Genomic DNA, 16717 nt, shown 5'->3' on the forward strand with positions numbered 1-16717 from the left:
AATCATGGCACGCAAAACGAAACTGCTTCCGAAAGTCGCTCTCGGCGTTATCGGCTGGGCCGTGGCTCTCTGGATCTTCTTTCCGATCTTCTGGATGGTGCTGACAGGGTTCAAGAGCGAGATGGACGCAATCTCCACCCCGCCGCACCTGTTCTTCAAGCCGACGCTCCAGAGCTATCACGACGTCTTCGCCCAGGAGAATTACTGGCACTTCACCTTCAATACGGTGTTCATGTCGGTTCTCGCCACGGGCGGCGCCCTGCTTCTTGGCGTACCGGCTGCCTATTCCATGGCCTTCTTTCCGACGAAACGCACACGCGGCACGCTGCTCTGGATGCTTTCCACACGCATGTTGCCCCCGGTCGGCGTGCTCGTGCCGGTCTATCTCATTGCACGCTCGACCCATCTGCTCGACACGGTCATCGGTCTGGCCATCATCAACCTGCTGACCAATCTGCCGATCATCGTCTGGATGCTCTACACGTTCTTCAAGGAAGTGCCGGTACCGATCCTTGAAGCAGGCCGCATGGATGGGGCCAATCGCTGGCAGGAAATCAGCATCGTGCTTCTGCCGCTGGCCCTTCCCGGAATCGCCTCGACAGCTCTGCTCTCGCTCATCCTGTGCTGGAACGAGGCCTTCTGGTCTCTCAATCTGACATCGTCGCGTGCAGCACCGCTTGCAAGCTTCATCGCGTCCTTTTCGTCACCTGAAGGACTATTCTTTGCCAAGCTCTCCGCGGCATCCACGCTGGCCGTCGCCCCAATTCTGGTTTTCGGGTGGTTCAGCCAGAAGCAGCTTGTACGCGGCCTCACCTTCGGTGCCGTGAAATGATCCTTCCTGCAATCACTATCCCCTTCGGCTTCTCAGGCTCCTTCGGAGTGACCCATGGCTAAAGTTGAACTGCGCGATATCCGCAAGACCTATCACGCAGAAGAAATCATCAAGGGCGTCTCGCTCGATATCAATGACGGGGAGTTCGTCGTTTTCGTCGGCCCGTCCGGCTGTGGCAAATCGACGCTGCTGCGCATGATTGCAGGGCTCGAAGAAATATCCGGTGGCGATCTGATGATCGATGGCAAGCGCGTCAATGACGTCGAGCCCGCCAAACGCGGTCTCGCCATGGTGTTTCAGTCATACGCGCTTTATCCGCATATGAACGTCTATCAGAACATGGAATTCGGACTGAAGCTCGCCGGCATGCCTGAGGCGGAGCGACGCCAGAAGATTATGGACGTCGCAAAAACGCTCCAGCTCGACGCCTATCTCAAACACAAACCGGGTCAGCTCTCAGGAGGTCAGAGACAGCGCGTCGCAATCGGACGCGCCATCGTTCGCAATCCGAAGGTCTTCCTGTTCGATGAGCCGCTTTCCAATCTCGACGCTGCGCTGCGCGGGCAGATGCGCGTGGAACTGGCAACGCTGCATCGTCGCCTCGGCGCCACCACCATCTATGTGACCCACGATCAGGTTGAGGCCATGACAATGGCCGACAAGATCGTCGTTCTGCAAAAAGGCGTGGTCGAGCAGGTTGGCTCACCACTCGAGCTTTATCACCACCCCCGTAACCTCTTCGTCGCGCGGTTCATCGGCTCGCCCCCGATGAACTTCCTGCCTGTCACGGTACGCGACGTCACCGGGCAAGGCATGAGCGTCGCGTTCGACCACGGGGCCCCCATCACGGTGCCGGTGCTTCCGGGTGACGCCACCACGGCAGCGTCGCTTACACTCGGCATAAGGCCCGAGCACATCGTGCTCGATGCCCAGGGCGAATTGTCTGGTGTCATACGCATGGTCGAGCGTCTCGGCGCGTTGACCCTGCTCCACATCGCCCTGCCTGACGGCACGCTGATTATCGTGCAGACGGATGGCGATCATGGCGGCGAAATCGACGCCACTGTCGGCCTGCGTCTGCTCTCGGAAAATTGTCACCTCTTCGATGCAAGAGGGATGGCGCTTACCAAGCTCGTGCGCCACCGTCTTGCCGGTTAACAGGAAAGTCGTTCACCATGTATATGGAAAAACTCCGCCTTGATGGTCGTGTTGCTGTCGTCACTGGCGGCGCGCAGAATATCGGCCTTTGCTGCGCGGAAGCACTGGCAGAAGCCGGTGCCCATGTTGTTATCGCCGATCTGGATGGGGCAAAGGCTGCTGAGTCGGCAAAGAGCCTGACGGACAAGGGTTTCAGTTCCTGCAGCGTGGCTATGGATGTCACGTCGGAAAACAGCGTCACCCAGGCAGTCGAGACGATCGTTTCACGCCACGGCAAGCTCGATATTCTGGTTGCCAATGCAGGTATGTGCATTTCCGAGGTCAAGGCCGAGGACATGACCGAAGACCAGTGGCTCAAGCAGATCAACGTCAATCTCAATGGCGTCTTCCGCTGCTGTCAGGCAGTCGGCCGCGTCATGATCAAGCAGAAATCCGGGGCCATTGTGGCTATCGGCTCCATGTCCGGCCTGATCGTCAACCGTCCGCAGGAGCAGGCAGCCTATAATGCCTCAAAGGCTGGCGTACATCAGTATATCCGCTCGCTCGCAGCCGAATGGGCTCCCCACGGCATTCGCGCCAATGCTGTGGCACCGACCTATATCGAGACCACACTCACGCGTTTCGGAATGCAGAAACCTGCCCTGTACGACCGCTGGATCGACGGTACGCCCATGGGCCGCGTGGGCCAGCCTGAAGAAGTGGCATCGGTGGTGCAGTTCCTCGCGTCCGACGCGGCAAGCCTCATGACCGGCTCGATTGTCAGCGTCGATGGTGGCTTTACGGTCTGGTAAGACGCAGTCTTCGGTCACACTGCCGGAGGGCACACGTCCTCCCGGTCCATCCAAGACCCGGCTCCGTCAAGGGGCCGGGTCTTTTCATATTGCGCCGAAAACCAGTCCTGAATCACACCTCAGGATTTGACCTCTTCCGCCTTCGCCAGCGCACGTTGCGTCGCCGGTCTGGCTTCGATTATCTCGCGCCAGGCCTTGATTGCGGGAAATGCCTCGAGATCGATCCCCTGCTCTTTCCAGGTGCGCGTCCAGGGATAGGTCGCCATATCGGCAATACCGTACGCATCCCCGCTCACGAACGCGCTGTTTTTCAGCCGTGTCTCGAGCACCGAATAGAGGCGCTTCGTCTCGTCCTGATACCGCTTGATCGCATAGGGGATTTTCTCAGGCGCATACAGCGTGAAGTGATGGTTCTGCCCAAGCATCGGACCGAAACCGCTCACCTGCCAGAACAGCCATTCCAGCGTGACGATTTTCTGACGCGGTTCTTTGGAGAGAAAGCGCCCGGTTTTTTCAGCCAGATAGAGCAGTATCTCTCCGGACTCGAATACGCTCAGCGGGGCACCGCCATCGGCCGGTGCATGATCGACAATGGCCGGCATCTTGTTGTTGGGTGAGATCTTGAGGAATTCAGGCTTGAACTGATCCCCTTTGCCAATATTGACGGGGATGATGCGGTAATCGAGCCCAGCCTCTTCAAGGAAAAGAGTGATTTTCTGTCCATTGGGGGTCGGCCAGTAATAAAGGTCGATCACAGTCAGGTCTCCTGAACCAGTTAAGGTGTTCAGTCTCTAACGTCCTTCAGAACATAACGTTCTAGCCCAATGGCAAACCCTTCCTCCTCACACGAGGTAGACACATGGGTTGCGGCCTTTTTGACTGTCTCGTTTGCCTGCCCCATGGCGATCGACATACCCGATCTAGCGAACATGAGCATATCGTTCGGCTGATCGCCCAGTGTCACCATTGCAGAGGCGGGGATATCGAATAATGCCTCAAGCGTCGTGACGACGCCCCCCTTGTTGGCGTCCCTGTTGGTCACATCCACATAATAGGGCTGGGAACAGGCGGCCGAGGCAGTCTGGCCGAGGGCTTCCTGCAGATCGCGTTCGAGCTTCTGCATGAGCGTCGTATCGTCACTGACGCCGGTAATTTTCACCACGTCGTCCAGATGATGCGACACGTCATCCACTCTGGGTGCGAACTTCACTGTCCATTGCTCGCGCGCGACATGGGGAGCATCGGCGTCATTCACGATCCATTCCTGGCTCGTATAGACCCACGGGTCGGCCCCGTGATCGGCGATGATTTTCAGCACCTGCTCGGCCTGGGCATGAGTAAGACGTTTGGTTTCAATGACGCTCCAGTCCGGATGAACCAGAACGCCGCCATTGAAACCGGCAATCGGCGTGTCGATTGCCAGCGGTTCGATCAGCATCGCCATGCCACGCGGCGGTCGCCCGCTCGTTATGGCAAACCGTATACCCCTCTCGCGGAGGGCGTGAACGGCGCGGATTGCGCGAGGTGTCAGGATCTTGTCCTTCGTCACCAGCGTACCATCCACATCGGCGAGGACGAGTTGAACCGCGTCTGTCATCAGGCTTTGTTTCCCTGCCACTTCCAGTTCAGGATCTCGGGCATGTCCTCACCATACTGGGCGATATAGCGCTTATGCTCAACGAGTTTGTCGTTGATCATCTGTGTCGTATAGGCCGCATGCCCCGACAGGGCCGGAACACGACGCACCGCATTGAGGACGATATGATACCGGTCGAGATTATTGCGCACGGTCATGTCGAACGGCGTCGTGGTGGTGCCCTCTTCGCGGAAACCATGCACATGGAAATTCGCCCGGTTGCTGCGACGATAGATCAGACGATGCACCAGCTGCGGATAACCGTGGAACGCGAAAAGAACCGGTTTGTCCTTGGTGAACAGATTATCGAACATTACATCGTCAAGCCCGTGCGGATGCTCGCTGGGTGACTGCAAGGTCATCAGATCGACGACGTTGACAAAACGGATTTTCAGATCCGGTGCCTGTTCGCGCAGCAACTGCACTGCGGCAAGCGCTTCAACCGTCGGCACGTCACCGGCAGAGGCAATCACGAGGTCGGGGTCATGGCCCTTGTCGTTGCTTGCCCATTGCCAGATACCGATACCCTGACTGCAATGAGAAATCGCCGCGTCGATATCGAGCCACTGATGCTCGGGCTGCTTGCCTGCCACAATGACGTTGATACGGTCCCAGCTTTCAAGACAGTGCTTGGCGACATAGAGCAGTGTATTGGCATCGGGCGGCAGATACACGCGAGCGATATCGGCTTTCTTGTTCACCACATGATCCATAAATCCGGGATCCTGATGGCTGAAACCGTTATGATCCTGACGCCAGACATGGGACGTCAGCAGATAGTTGAGCGATGAAATCGGACGACGCCACTGGACCTCCTTCGCCGATTTGATCCATTTCGCGTGCTGGTTGACCATGGAGTCGACCAGATGGACAAAGGCCTCATAACACGAGAAGAAGCCGTGACGCCCTGTCAGAAGATATCCTTCGAGCCAGCCCTGTATCGTGTGCTCGCTCAGGATCTCCATCACGAGACCATCCGGCGCCAGATGATCGTCATAGGAATAGGTCTCGGCCGTCCAGGCACGATTGGTCACTTCCAGCACGTCATTGAGACGGTTGGAATTGTTCTCGTCAGGCGACAGGACACGGAAATTGCGTGCTTCGAGGTTCATGCGCATGACATCGCGCAGCCATGAGCCAAGCACGCGTGTGCTTTCCGCCAGCAGCGATCCCGGGGACGGGACGGCTATCGCATGGCTCTCGATATCCGGCATGCGCAACGGGCGACGCAGCTGGCCGCCATTGCCATGCGGGTTGTCGCTCATGCGCAGCGTTCCCTCCGGCGCGAGAGCTGCAATTTCAGAATGGAGGCGGCCGTTCTCGTCGAACAGCGTTTCAGGCTTGTAGCTGCGCAGCCAGTCTTCGAGGATTTTAAGATGGCCCGGCTTGTCGAGATCGGTCAGCGGTACCTGATGGGAACGCCAGAAGCCCTCGCACCGCTTGCCGTCCACTTCCTTGGGGCCGGTCCAGCCCTTTGGCGTGCGCATAATGATCATGGGCCAGATGGGACGCTCGGCGTTATTTTCGGAGCGCGCACGTTTCTGGATGCTGGCAATCCTGTCGAAGCAGCTATCCATCGCCTGTGCCATCAACTGATGCACCGTATCGGGATCGTCGCCTGACACGATAACCGGATCGTATCCGTAGCCCCGGAACAGCGCGAGGAGTTCCTCTTCAGGTATGCGGGCCAGCACCGTCGGATTGGCAATCTTGTATCCGTTGAGATGCAGGATCGGCAGAACCGCACCGTCGTTGCGCGGATCCAGAAACTTGTTGCTGTGCCATGATGTGGCCAGAGGGCCGGTCTCGGCCTCGCCATCACCGACGACGCAGGCTACGACCAGATCGGGATTGTCGAGCACCGCGCCATAAGCGTGAGACAGTGCATAACCGAGCTCGCCGCCTTCATGGATCGAGCCCGGCGTGGTCGCCGCAACATGACTTGGAATACCGCCCGGGAAGGAGAACTGCTTGACCAGGCGGCCAAGCCCTTCGATATCCTGCGAAACTTCCGGGAAATATTCGCTATAGGTCCCCTCAAGATAGGTCGCCGCCACCACACCGGGGGCGCCATGGCCCGGACCCGCAATGAAGAGAACGCTCTTGTCGCGCTCCTTGATGATGCGATTCAGGTGCAGATAAAGAAGGGTGAGGCCCGGCGTCGTGCCGAAATGGCCAAGCAGGCGCGGTTTGACATGTTCCAGCTTCAGAGGCTCGCGCAAAAGCGGATTGTCGAGCAGATAGATCTGCGCCACCGAGAGGTAATTCGCGGCCTGCCACCACTTGTCATAGAGGGCGAGCTGTTGTGCAGAGAGAGGACCCTGAACGGTCATGATTACTGTTTTCCCTTCATTATTCTTCTTGTCTGACGGAAAATCGTAGTCTCTTCATCGGCTGGCATGACGAGAACCGTCACCGAGCCAGATCTCTGGCTGATCGTCGGACGGCCTGCGAGATTGGCGTCCTCACACAGATGGACATCGAGCCATTTGAGCCTGTTGCAGACGGCACGTCTGAAGGTTGCATCGTGCTGGCCGATCCCGCCTGTAAACACGATGGCGTCGACGCCTCCCATCTGCGCAATCAGTCCGCCGGCCTGCTGAACGAAACGCTCGACGAACATCTCAAGCGCGAGCTGAACATTCTCATCGGCATCGTGCTCACGCAGAACGCGCATGTCGCTCGACAGTCCTGACACGCCCTTGAGACCCGAGCGGTAATAGAGCGTGTCCTGAAGCTCAGCAGGCGTGAGGTTTTTCTGCTGGAGCAGATAAAGAATGGCGCCAGGATCGATGGTGCCGCATCGCGTGCCCATCATCAGCCCGTCCAGAACGGTCAGCCCCATCGTGGTTGCAACACTTCGGCCATGGATCATCGCACACAGACTGGCCCCATTGCCGATATGGGCGACGAGGACACGCTTATGGGCGATGGTTGGAAAGCGCACGGCGAGTTCGGTTGCGACATAGTCGTATGAAAGACCATGGAAGCCATAGACGCGTGCCCCATGATCGAGCAGCTCAGCAGGGAGCGGAAGACGCGTGCGCACTGCAGGAATGGTGTGGTGAAACGAGGTATCGAAACACGCGACCTGAAGCAGATCGGGCTTGTCCTGCATCAGAAGTCGCATGGGGGCGATACTGGGGGGCTGATGAAGGGGCGCCAGGGAAACGAGTTCCTGCAGCCTATCCAGCGCCTCAGTATCGATGGCTGTCGGTCCCTCGAAATGTGGCCCACCATGGACGACACGGTGCCCTACAGCACCGATCGTGCTGCCCGATTCATGGTTTTCCATAAGGCGCAGGACATGACGGATCATCTCGCCATGCGCATTGCCCTGCTGGTCACGTGTCTCGATCACCATGCGCTTGCTGACGCCATCAGGCGTACGTGTCGTCAGGACGGCCCCGCCGGACTGATATTCAACCAGCCCCGAAAGAAGACGCTCCGACGTGCTCTCCTCATCGAAAAGAGCGAACTTGATGCTCGACGAGCCAGAGTTGAGGGTGAGGATAGTTCTGCTTTTGGACACGTGAGAACCTCGAAATGCCTGGCAATATCGCCTGCATTCGAGTGTTAAACCGCGTGATCGGGTTGCGGTTCTAACATAAGATGGCGGTAATCACGGACCGGAATAGCCCTATTTACCGATTTCCCAAGTAAATCGGGACTTTTACTGCCCAACGCCCATTACAACTACACGTATTTGTGACGAAAACCCGCGGTTTCCAGCAAGGTGACGCGGGCTGTATCCAAAGGGTATGTAACCAATCCCACAGATGTGCGTACCAGCAGGCCGATTGTGCGCTGGGTGTCAGGGACATCCCCGCGAAAGGATATGCGCCCAGCCCAAGGCGTATGCCGACCTGTCCCCTGGTCGGGGACAGGTCGGGAGAACAGTGTCAGAATTCAGCGTGCGCGTGGCGCACGGTTGCCGGACGGCTTGCCGCCGCCATTGCGCGCTCCACCGGAAGGGCGTCCGCCGCCATTGGGACGCTGTCCGCCACCGGGACGTCCGCCGCCACCAGAGCGCTGGCCACCGCCGCGCGGCTGATTGCGTCCACGACCGCCACCGCCGAGCACAGGCGGACGCATGGTCGAGTTCTGCGCCTCTTCAGAGTGATAAGGATGATCGCTTACAACGGGAATGGACTTGCCGATAAGCTTCTCGATATCGCGCAGCCAGGCGCGCTGCTCGGCATCGCACAGCGATACGGCCCAGCCGTCACGCCCTGCACGGGCGGTACGCCCGATGCGGTGAACATAGCTCTCGGCCACATTGGGCAGATCGTAGTTGAACACATGGCTCACGTCGTCCACGTCGATACCGCGTGCCGCGATATCGGTGGCGACCAGCACCTTGACCGACCCATCGCGGAATCCAGCCATGGCACGCTCGCGTGCGCCCTGCGATTTGTTGCCATGGATCGCCTCGGCGCGGATTCCCTCGGCATTGAGGAAGTCGGCAACCTTGTTGGCTTCATGCTTCATGAGCGTGAAGACGACGGCGCGCTGGACCTTTTCATTGCTGACGAGCAGCAGGGTCGCAGCACGCTTGTCTTCAGCCTTGACGAACATCACGGCCTGACGGATGCGATCGACCGTCGAGGACGGCGGCGTCACTTCGACCTTTGCAGGATCGCGCAGCAGCGAATGCGCCAGTTCCTCGATCGCCTTGGGCATGGTCGCCGAGAAAAGAACCGTCTGACGTTCCTTGGGCAGCAGCGCCACAATACGACGGATGTCGCGCACGAAGCCCATATCGAGCATACGATCCGCTTCATCGAGCACAAGCATTTCGAGATCGTGCAGATCGATATGGCCCTGTCCGATCAGATCGAGCAGACGACCGGGCGCTGCAGTCAGCACATCCACGCCACGACGCATGGCTTCAACCTGTCGGCCCTGACCGACGCCGCCAAAAATCACTGCATGACGCAGCTTCATATGACGGGCATAGGCCTTGAAGCTCTCGTCGATCTGAGCAGCGAGTTCACGCGTTGGCGCAAGGACGAGAATGCGCGCGCTCTTGGGTGTCAGCGGGCGGTGATGCGTCGCCAGGCGATGAAGAGCCGGCAGAGCGAAAGCCGCGGTCTTGCCCGTACCTGTCTGGGCGAGACCGAGAAGATCGCGCCCCTGAAGCAGATAGGGTATCGCACCGGCCTGAATCGGCGTCGGGGTCGTATAGCCTTCTTCCGTCAGCGCTCGCTGGATCGGCATGGCAAGCTGTAAATCGGCAAAACTGGTCATGGGTAGAAACGCCTCCTTGGGCACGAGCCAACGCCTGGGGCGGGCTCACAGGATGACGTCTCTTGGCCCGGACGTCGTCAGGATAGGAAAGATCCAGAAATGACGACGCAGGAAGCATGACGGGTGCCAGATTCATGACATCCGTGCCACCAGAATCAAACTGGACCGGGGAGGCCCCCCATATAGGCAGGAGCCCCGATCCATGCAAGTCACCGGGCGCACAAAACCGCAGCCATCCTGCTCGCGGGCACAGCCGGGCAGAGCCGCCGCCCTCAGCCGCCAACAGCACGATGCCCGCCCATCCGGTACCGGACGGGAAATCCCGAGGCAGAACAGCGGCGATAAAACGGGTCAGGCGAAACGGTTGTGAATAATCGTTTCCTCAAGCGGCAGATGTCCGCCATGTGGCGGGTAGTCACCGGCCTTCTTGCCGATCGCCACGAACATGACGACCTCATGATCCTTGGGGAGGTTGATCAGCTCGCCCACGGCCTTAAAATCGAAGCCGTCCATCGGACAGGACTGATAGCCATGCGCGGCAGCGGCAAGCATCAGGGCATAAGCAGCCATACCGCAGGAGCGGATACCTTCATCGCGCTGAAGCTGTTCGTGCCCGGTATAAAACTGCTTGATCATACCCTCATAGGTGGCCTGCATCTTCTCCGGGGCCTCGGCCCAGTAACGAGCCGGATCTTTCTCCCAGGCCTTGAAGTCTGCACAAAGCACAATCAGGGCGCTGGCCTCTTCCACCTGCGGCTGGTTCCACGCAACAGCCCTTATGTCCTTTCTCAGGGCAGGATCGGACACCACCACAAAGCGCCAGTGCTGGATATTGAAGGCAGTTGGCGCATGGCGCCCTGCGTCGAGAATAGCGCGCAGCTCATGCTCGGGGATCGTGACATTGGGTTCGAAACGCTTGGTTGCCCGGCGTTCGGCAATGGCTGTGAGGATATCGGTCATGGAAACTCCGCTCACCCGTCGATCGACGGGCCTGTCATGCGAGGATAACACCCGATGCAAACACGAGACCGGGTCGCAGGCAAGCTAATTTCGATTGAAGTCGTACTATAAACTGCTTGCCAGTATTCGTATCAGCGCTTCCTCAGAAGGAAGAGCGCCTGCTCGCCGAACAAATTGGCCAGTCTGATCGACCGGCGCCAGGGCGCGCGCTCCCCTGCCTCGTCGATAGCAAGCCAGCGGTCGATCACGTAGCCCTCTGACTCGCAGAGTTCGAGAAAGTCGCGGATCGTACATGGGTGGATATTCGGCGTTTCGTACCAGGGTGTATGCCACACCTTGTTCATGGGCATGCGCCCACTGAGAAGAATCTGGAGCCTGAGGCGCCAGTGCCCGAAATTCGGGAAAGAGACGATGGCGTGTCGTCCGATACGCAGCATCTGGCGAAGGACTTCGCGCGGCTTTTCGACGGCCTGAAGCGTGCGTTGCAGCACAACATAATCGAACGCGTCGTCCGAGTAATGCACAAGATCCTGATCGGCATCGCCATGCATCACCGGCAGTCCATGCGCGACCGACCGCGTCACCTCGCTCATATCGATCTCGATACCGCGTGCATCGCACTGACGCGTGCGGAAGAGATGATCGATCAGGGCTCCGTCCCCGCTTCCAACATCGAGCACACGCGTGCGCGGCGCGATCATCTCGGCGATCAGTTGCTGATCAAGACGCATGACCGACCTCCTGCGGGCGGTTGGCCAGCCCGGCATGCTCTGCGGCACCGTTGATAAAACCGCGCATCGTCCTGTCCAGATCGGGTTCCTCCAGCAGGAAGGCATCATGCCCGCGATCGCTCTCGATCTCCACAAAAGACACGTTCACTCCGGCACGATTGAGCGCGCGCGCGAGCAGACGCGACTGCGAGGTGGGGAAAAGCCAGTCCGACGTGAAGGAAATAATGCAGAAACGCGTTTTACAGCCCCGGAAAGGCGCAGAAAGATCGCCGTCATAATCGGCGCTCAGATCGAAATAATCGAGCGCGCGCGTAATCGTCAGATAGGCATTGGCGTCGAAACGACGCACGAAGCTCGATCCCTGATGACGCAGATAGCTCTCAACCTCGAAAATCTCGCCGAAAAGCGAGTTGCCGGAGGCGACGGCCTCGTGAGAAGGCACGGCATCGCGGCGCGTACGTCGACCGAATTTCTGCGTCAGGGCCTCTTCGGACAGATAGGTGATATGGGCCATCATGCGCGCAACGGCGAGCCCCTTTGCCGGGATCGTACCATGAGCCCAGTACCGACCGCCGCACCAGTCCGGATCTCCACAGATGGCCTGTCGGCTGACCTCGTTGAAGGCAATATTCTGGGCTGAGTGAAACGGCGCCGTGGCAATGGGCATGGCTGCCCCTACACGCTCGGGGAAACTCGCCACCCATTGCAGCACCTGCATCCCGCCCATCGACCCGCCGATCGCTGCAAACAGGCGATCGATTCCAAGATGATCGAGCAGTTTCGCCTGCGCAAAAACCATGTCCCGTATGGTGATCGGGGGGAAATCCGTTCCCCAGGGCTCCCCGGTATCGCGCAGCGTTCTTGGACCCGAGGAGCCCATGCAGCCACCCAGCACATTCACGCACAGAACGAAAAACCGATCCGTATCGATGGCGCAGCCGGGCCCTACGGCACGGCTCCACCAGCCCGGCTTGCCCGTTACGGGATGGGTCTCGGCAACATATTGATCCCCCGTCAGCGCATGACAGACCAGTATGACATTGTCCCGTGCCGGTGAGAGCGTACCGTAAGCGCAATAGGCAATATCGAGCGGGGCGATATGCGCTCCGCATTCGAGCGTCAGACCGTCGTCGAGGCGCACCTGAAACGATGTGGGCGATGACGCGCCCCGCGCTGCAGCGGCATTCATAGGGGACCGCGCCTCGCGCTGTCCGTCTCCATTGTCCCGGCATGGGCCCGGGCTGGGCTGATCCTGCATGGCCTCTCGTCTCGTCGCGTCAGCCCTTCTCCGTAAGGGCCGGAGTGAAACGGGTGACGAATGGAATTGATGCATCTTCAGTCAGGCGCATGCGACGCCCTCAGCTGAAGAGGATGCAGAGCGAGAGATATGCCATCTCGACACGCTCGCCGCAATTCCCGCCCTGAAAATCGACAATCACCACCCGCACATCCGGACGCCCGTACGATCGCGCGAGAAATCATAGGCATAAGCATTGTGATGAGTTAATGTTTTTTAACGAATCAGCGGAGAAGCCGATCATGCCGACGATCCTCAAAATGATAGGTCATTCCGGGCTTTTCGATACGGCGTTCTATCTCGCGCGCAATCCGGATCTGCGCGATATCGGGAGTGGTGCCTTGCTCCATTACCATTCCACCGGATGGCTGGAGGGCCGAAAACCCAACGCCTTTTTCGATCCCGGCTGGTACCTCGCGACCAACCGGGACGTCACGGGCGATCCGCTGCTGCATTATCTGACAAAAGGAGAATATGAGGGTCGACGTCCTGTCGCCTGGTTCGATCCGGTCTGGTATCGCCAGACGAATAATATTCCGGCCAATACCAACGCGCTGGCGCATTATCTCGCCAACAGGCTACAGCCTCATATACGTCCTATGGAGGCGTTCGACCCAGTTTTTTACCTGCAGACCTACCCCGATGTTGCGGAATCCGGCATGGACCCGGTCGAACACTACATGGTGCAGGGATTTCGCGAGGTCAGGCGGCCATTCGCCGGTTTCGATCCGAGCTTTTACCGCATGCGCTATTTGCGTCATCAGCCCGAGGCCAACCCTTTCCTTCATTGGCTGGACCACCGGCATGAGGCCGGAATTTTCCCCTGCCTGCCCCAGCACGAAACCACGATTGCCCGGGAGATAAGACGACGCACGCAGCCCGGACCGCTGTTCGAAGAACATCGCCCACTACCGGATGCAGCGATCAGGCGCGCGCGTGTTCTTGCCTATTATCTTCCGCAGTTTCATCGGACGGAAGAGAACGACCGCTGGTGGGGGGCTGGCTTTACCGAATGGACCAATCTCGCGCGCGGCGTACCGCGCTTTGCCGATCACTACCAGCCGCGCACGCCACGCGATCTCGGTCATTACCGTCTCGATACAGATGCCCCCTTGCGCGATCAGGCACGTCTGGCGCGCCAGAGCGGCATAGAGGGATTCATTTTCTACCACTACTGGTTCGACGGAAAGCGGCTGCTGGACACCCCCATGGAGACCCTGCTTCGCACGCAGGATATCGATCTGCCCTTCTGCCTGATGTGGGCCAACGAGAACTGGAGCCGTCGCTGGGATGGGGGCGACAAGGACGTTCTTATTTCGCAGAACTACAGGAAGGAAGACGACGAAGCGCTGATTGCCGATCTCGCCCGCCATATGAACGACAGGCGCTATATCCGTCTGCAGGGACGCCCTCTTTTCATGATCTATCGCCCGGGCAGTATTCCGGATGCAAAAGCTCGTATTGTAATCTGGCGTGACCTGTTCAGGAACGCCCACGGCCTCGACCCCATTCTGGTCATGGCCCAGGCTTTCGACGACAACGACCCTAGGCCATTCGGCATGGATGGCGCCGTCGAGTTTCCACCGCACAAACTCACCAGATCCTGCACACCGATCGAAGACAAGCTGCATATCCTCGACGAAGACATGACGGCACGCGTCTATGACTACGCCGAACTAGTCGAAAAAGCCCTTGCCAACCCGCCCCCCGACTTTCCTCGCATCCGTACCGTTTGTCCTTCATGGGACAACGATCCAAGACGACAGGGTGCAGGACTTGTCCTGCATAACGCAAGCCCTGCCCTGTATGAGCACTGGCTGCGCGAGACCATCGTACAGGCGAAAAACCACCCGTTTTTCGGAGAGACCCTGGTATGCATCAATGCGTGGAACGAATGGGCCGAAGGCGCCTATCTGGAACCCGACCTTCATCTCGGATCGGCCTGCCTGAATGCGACAGCACGCGCAGTGACCGGATTTGAAAGCCATAATACCGAAGACCGCCTGCTTCTGATCGGACACGATGCCTTCCCGGCAGGCGCTCAAATGCTGCTCCTCGCCATTGGCAGAGCGTTGCGTCGTAATCACGGTATCGACACGGGATTTATCCTTCTGGGCGGCGGCGATCTTCTGGCGCGCTATCGTGAAGTCGGTACGGTCGACATTCTGACACCCAATACAGCAACCTGCCGGGAAAGACTGAGCAGCCTCAAGGCAGAGGGTTATAACGCCGCAATCATGAACAGTGCGGCCTCGACCCGACTGGCCCCGGATCTCGTTTCCGCAGGGATGGGTTTCAGCCTGCTTTTGCATGAATTACCCGGCATGATACGGAGCCACGACCTCGAAGCCCCGCTTCAGACGGCCCAGACCTTGGCCAGTGCGGTTGTCGTTCCCGGCGCTCAGCTGACGCGCGTTTGCCCTGAGGCCCTGATCATGCCCCAGGGGTTGTATAACACCATCTCGTTTTCCGAACCCGACCGGCGACGTGTGCGACTGGCTTACGGGATCGAGAACGACGCGCTTGTCGTGATCGGCGCGGGTTATGGCGATATACGCAAGGGTTTCGATCTGTTCCTGCAGCTCTGGCACATGATCCAGAGCCCCGTATTTGCCCAATCTGTACAGAACGGCGTTTCAAGACCGGTTCATTTCATCTGGGTCGGTGCCATAGCCGATACACTGATGCAGTCTCTTGGCGCCGATCTCGACAGCGCCCTGTCATCGAGACGCTTTCATCTGCCCGGCCATGTCGAGACGATTGCGCCGTTTCTCTCGGCCTCGGATCTGTTCGTGCTGACATCGCGCGAGGATCCTTACCCTTCTGTGGTGCTCGAAGCCCTGTCTTCCGGGCTGGCCTGCATGGCTTTTGCACGCAACGGCATGATTCCGGACCTGCTCGACGAACTGCGCACACAGGGCGATACGCGTCATGCCATCATTCCACCGGGCGATCTTCCCGGCGTGGTGCAGTGGATCACAAGACATGTTCCGCTCGCCGCCGTTCCGGCAGAGGCACGCATCACTTCGGGCGAAGCGCTGAAACCCCGATTTTCGTTCGACACCTATGTCAGACGTCTGCTGAGCCTGACCCTGCCATCCCTGCCATCGATTTCGGTCGTCGTTCTGTCTTACAACTATGCGCAGTATCTGGCTGCACGGCTGGCCACAATTTTCGCCCAGAACTGCCCCGTTAGCGAAATCATTGTGATCGACGATGCCTCGCGCGACGGAAGCGTAGCGCTAGCCAAGAAAACAGCGCGCGAATTTGACCGCGCGATACGGGTCGTCTCCCAGACGCGGCAGAGCGGCTCCGTATTTGCCCAGTGGCAGAAAGCTGCGGCAATCGCTCAGGGGGACTGGCTGTGGATCGCCGAAGCCGACGACCTTTCGGAGCCGGATTTCCTTTCGGAGCTTGCCGGGCTGGTGAAGCAGCGACCCGGTCTTACAATGGCTTTCAGCGACAGCCGCGCCATAGATCGCGATGGTGTCGAAATCTATACGGACTACAAACCCTATTACCGTCATCATATCGGTCACGATCTCGATCAGGATATGGTCATGGATGGCACCAGTTTCGTGCGTAATGCGTTATCGAGCTGCAATCTTGTCATGAATGCGAGCGCCGTACTCTTCAGACGCACAGCGCTGCGCGATGCGCTCGAGACCAGTGCGCATGATTTGAAGACATTGAGAGTTGCCGGAGACTGGCGTCTGTACATCGAGCTGCTGCTCCAGCCTGGCGCCCAGATTGCCTACTGCGCCAAGCCACTCAATATCCACCGGCGCCATGAGCAGTCGGTCACGGGGTCGCTCGATCCGGCGCGCCATCTGGAAGAAATTGCCCGGGTTCACGCGCTGATAGCGCATCGCCTGGGCTCTGAAGACGATCTGCTCATGCGTCAGAGGCGTTATAGGGCCCAGATCGAAGCGCAGTTCGATATCGATCCGTCTCCACGTCGAAAACGCGCCAGGGCATCATGAGCGACTTGCCTGCGACCTTAGGCGCAACCCGTTCGGCACGCTCCCGGTTTCCCCAACGCCCGATGGAGAACTGAGGCGC

12 protein-coding genes are annotated in these 16717 nt (G+C 58.9%); 4 read left to right on the forward strand and 8 right to left on the reverse strand.

The features are described 5' to 3' along the window. Positions 1-4: 4 nt before the first annotated feature. The 3 genes from NF685_RS05125 to NF685_RS05135 are packed head-to-tail and all read left to right on the forward strand — an operon-like array spanning position 5 to position 2781. Positions 5-832, forward strand: a complete 828-nt coding sequence (locus NF685_RS05125) for a carbohydrate ABC transporter permease (protein WP_222547304.1) — start codon at positions 5-7, stop codon at positions 830-832. Between the two features lie 54 nt (positions 833-886). Next, the gene (locus tag NF685_RS05130) at positions 887-1990 is read left to right on the forward strand and encodes an ABC transporter ATP-binding protein (RefSeq protein ID WP_222547303.1); all 1104 of its coding nucleotides are present in this window, start codon (positions 887-889) and stop codon (positions 1988-1990) included. Positions 1991-2007: 17 nt separating this feature from the next. Continuing rightward, positions 2008-2781 carry an SDR family NAD(P)-dependent oxidoreductase gene (locus tag NF685_RS05135; RefSeq protein ID WP_222547302.1) on the forward strand — a complete coding sequence of 258 codons (774 nt, stop codon included), beginning with the start codon at positions 2008-2010 and terminating at the stop codon, positions 2779-2781. Between the two features lie 119 nt (positions 2782-2900). Here the strand turns inward: NF685_RS05135 and NF685_RS05140 are convergent, their stop codons facing one another. The 8 genes from NF685_RS05140 to metX form a co-directional block, all read right to left on the reverse strand. Then, entirely contained in the window at positions 2901-3536 is a 636-nt protein-coding gene (locus NF685_RS05140) for a glutathione binding-like protein (RefSeq protein ID WP_222547301.1), read from the reverse strand. Positions 3537-3565: 29 nt separating this feature from the next. After that, positions 3566-4378, reverse strand: a complete 813-nt coding sequence (locus tag NF685_RS05145) for a Cof-type HAD-IIB family hydrolase (protein WP_222547300.1) — start codon at positions 4376-4378, stop codon at positions 3566-3568. Beyond that, complete coding sequence (locus NF685_RS05150) at positions 4378-6750, reverse strand: phosphoketolase family protein (protein ID WP_252848870.1); 2373 nt, start codon at positions 6748-6750, stop codon at positions 4378-4380. The genes NF685_RS05145 and NF685_RS05150 overlap by 1 nt, the downstream gene beginning before the upstream one ends. A gap of 2 nt (positions 6751-6752) precedes the next feature. After that, positions 6753-7949, reverse strand: a complete 1197-nt coding sequence (locus NF685_RS05155; protein WP_222547298.1) for an acetate/propionate family kinase — start codon at positions 7947-7949, stop codon at positions 6753-6755. A 377-nt stretch (positions 7950-8326) separates the two neighbouring features. Next, positions 8327-9667 (reverse strand): DEAD/DEAH box helicase, encoded by a 1341-nt coding sequence (locus tag NF685_RS05160; RefSeq protein ID WP_222547297.1) that lies wholly within the window; start codon positions 9665-9667, stop codon positions 8327-8329. Positions 9668-10018: 351 nt separating this feature from the next. Continuing rightward, positions 10019-10627, reverse strand: a complete 609-nt coding sequence (locus NF685_RS05165) for a nitroreductase family protein (RefSeq protein ID WP_222547296.1) — start codon at positions 10625-10627, stop codon at positions 10019-10021. A gap of 131 nt (positions 10628-10758) precedes the next feature. After that, positions 10759-11358 carry a methionine biosynthesis protein MetW gene (gene metW / locus NF685_RS05170; protein WP_222547295.1) on the reverse strand — a complete coding sequence of 200 codons (600 nt, stop codon included), beginning with the start codon at positions 11356-11358 and terminating at the stop codon, positions 10759-10761. Continuing rightward, on the reverse strand, positions 11348-12547 hold the full coding sequence (gene metX / locus NF685_RS05175; RefSeq protein ID WP_222547294.1) for a homoserine O-acetyltransferase MetX: 1200 nt from the start codon (positions 12545-12547) through the stop codon (positions 11348-11350). The genes metW and metX overlap by 11 nt, the downstream gene beginning before the upstream one ends. A gap of 368 nt (positions 12548-12915) precedes the next feature. Here metX and NF685_RS05180 point away from each other — a divergent pair, with 368 nt between their 5' ends. Continuing rightward, the gene (locus NF685_RS05180; protein ID WP_252848871.1) at positions 12916-16638 is read left to right on the forward strand and encodes a glycoside hydrolase family 99-like domain-containing protein; all 3723 of its coding nucleotides are present in this window, start codon (positions 12916-12918) and stop codon (positions 16636-16638) included. Positions 16639-16717 lie beyond the last annotated feature (79 nt).

It is taken from the genome of Asaia lannensis NBRC 102526 (genome assembly GCF_024054035.1).
Taxonomy (GTDB): Bacteria; Pseudomonadota; Alphaproteobacteria; order Acetobacterales; family Acetobacteraceae; genus Asaia; species Asaia lannensis.

Coding starts and splice junctions, on each gene's coding strand:
- NF685_RS05125 (WP_222547304.1), top strand. CDS start 5: ATGGCACGCAAAACGAAACTGCTTCCGAAAGTCGCTCTCGGCGTTATC.
- NF685_RS05130 (WP_222547303.1), top strand. CDS start 887: ATGGCTAAAGTTGAACTGCGCGATATCCGCAAGACCTATCACGCAGAA.
- NF685_RS05135 (WP_222547302.1), top strand. CDS start 2,008: ATGTATATGGAAAAACTCCGCCTTGATGGTCGTGTTGCTGTCGTCACT.
- NF685_RS05145 (WP_222547300.1), bottom strand. CDS start 4,378: ATGACAGACGCGGTTCAACTCGTCCTCGCCGATGTGGATGGTACGCTG.
- NF685_RS05150 (WP_252848870.1), bottom strand. CDS start 6,750: ATGACCGTTCAGGGTCCTCTCTCTGCACAACAGCTCGCCCTCTATGAC.
- NF685_RS05160 (WP_222547297.1), bottom strand. CDS start 9,667: ATGACCAGTTTTGCCGATTTACAGCTTGCCATGCCGATCCAGCGAGCG.
- NF685_RS05165 (WP_222547296.1), bottom strand. CDS start 10,627: ATGACCGATATCCTCACAGCCATTGCCGAACGCCGGGCAACCAAGCGT.
- metW (WP_222547295.1), bottom strand. CDS start 11,358: ATGCGTCTTGATCAGCAACTGATCGCCGAGATGATCGCGCCGCGCACG.
- metX (WP_222547294.1), bottom strand. CDS start 12,547: ATGAATGCCGCTGCAGCGCGGGGCGCGTCATCGCCCACATCGTTTCAG.
- NF685_RS05180 (WP_252848871.1), top strand. CDS start 12,916: ATGATAGGTCATTCCGGGCTTTTCGATACGGCGTTCTATCTCGCGCGC.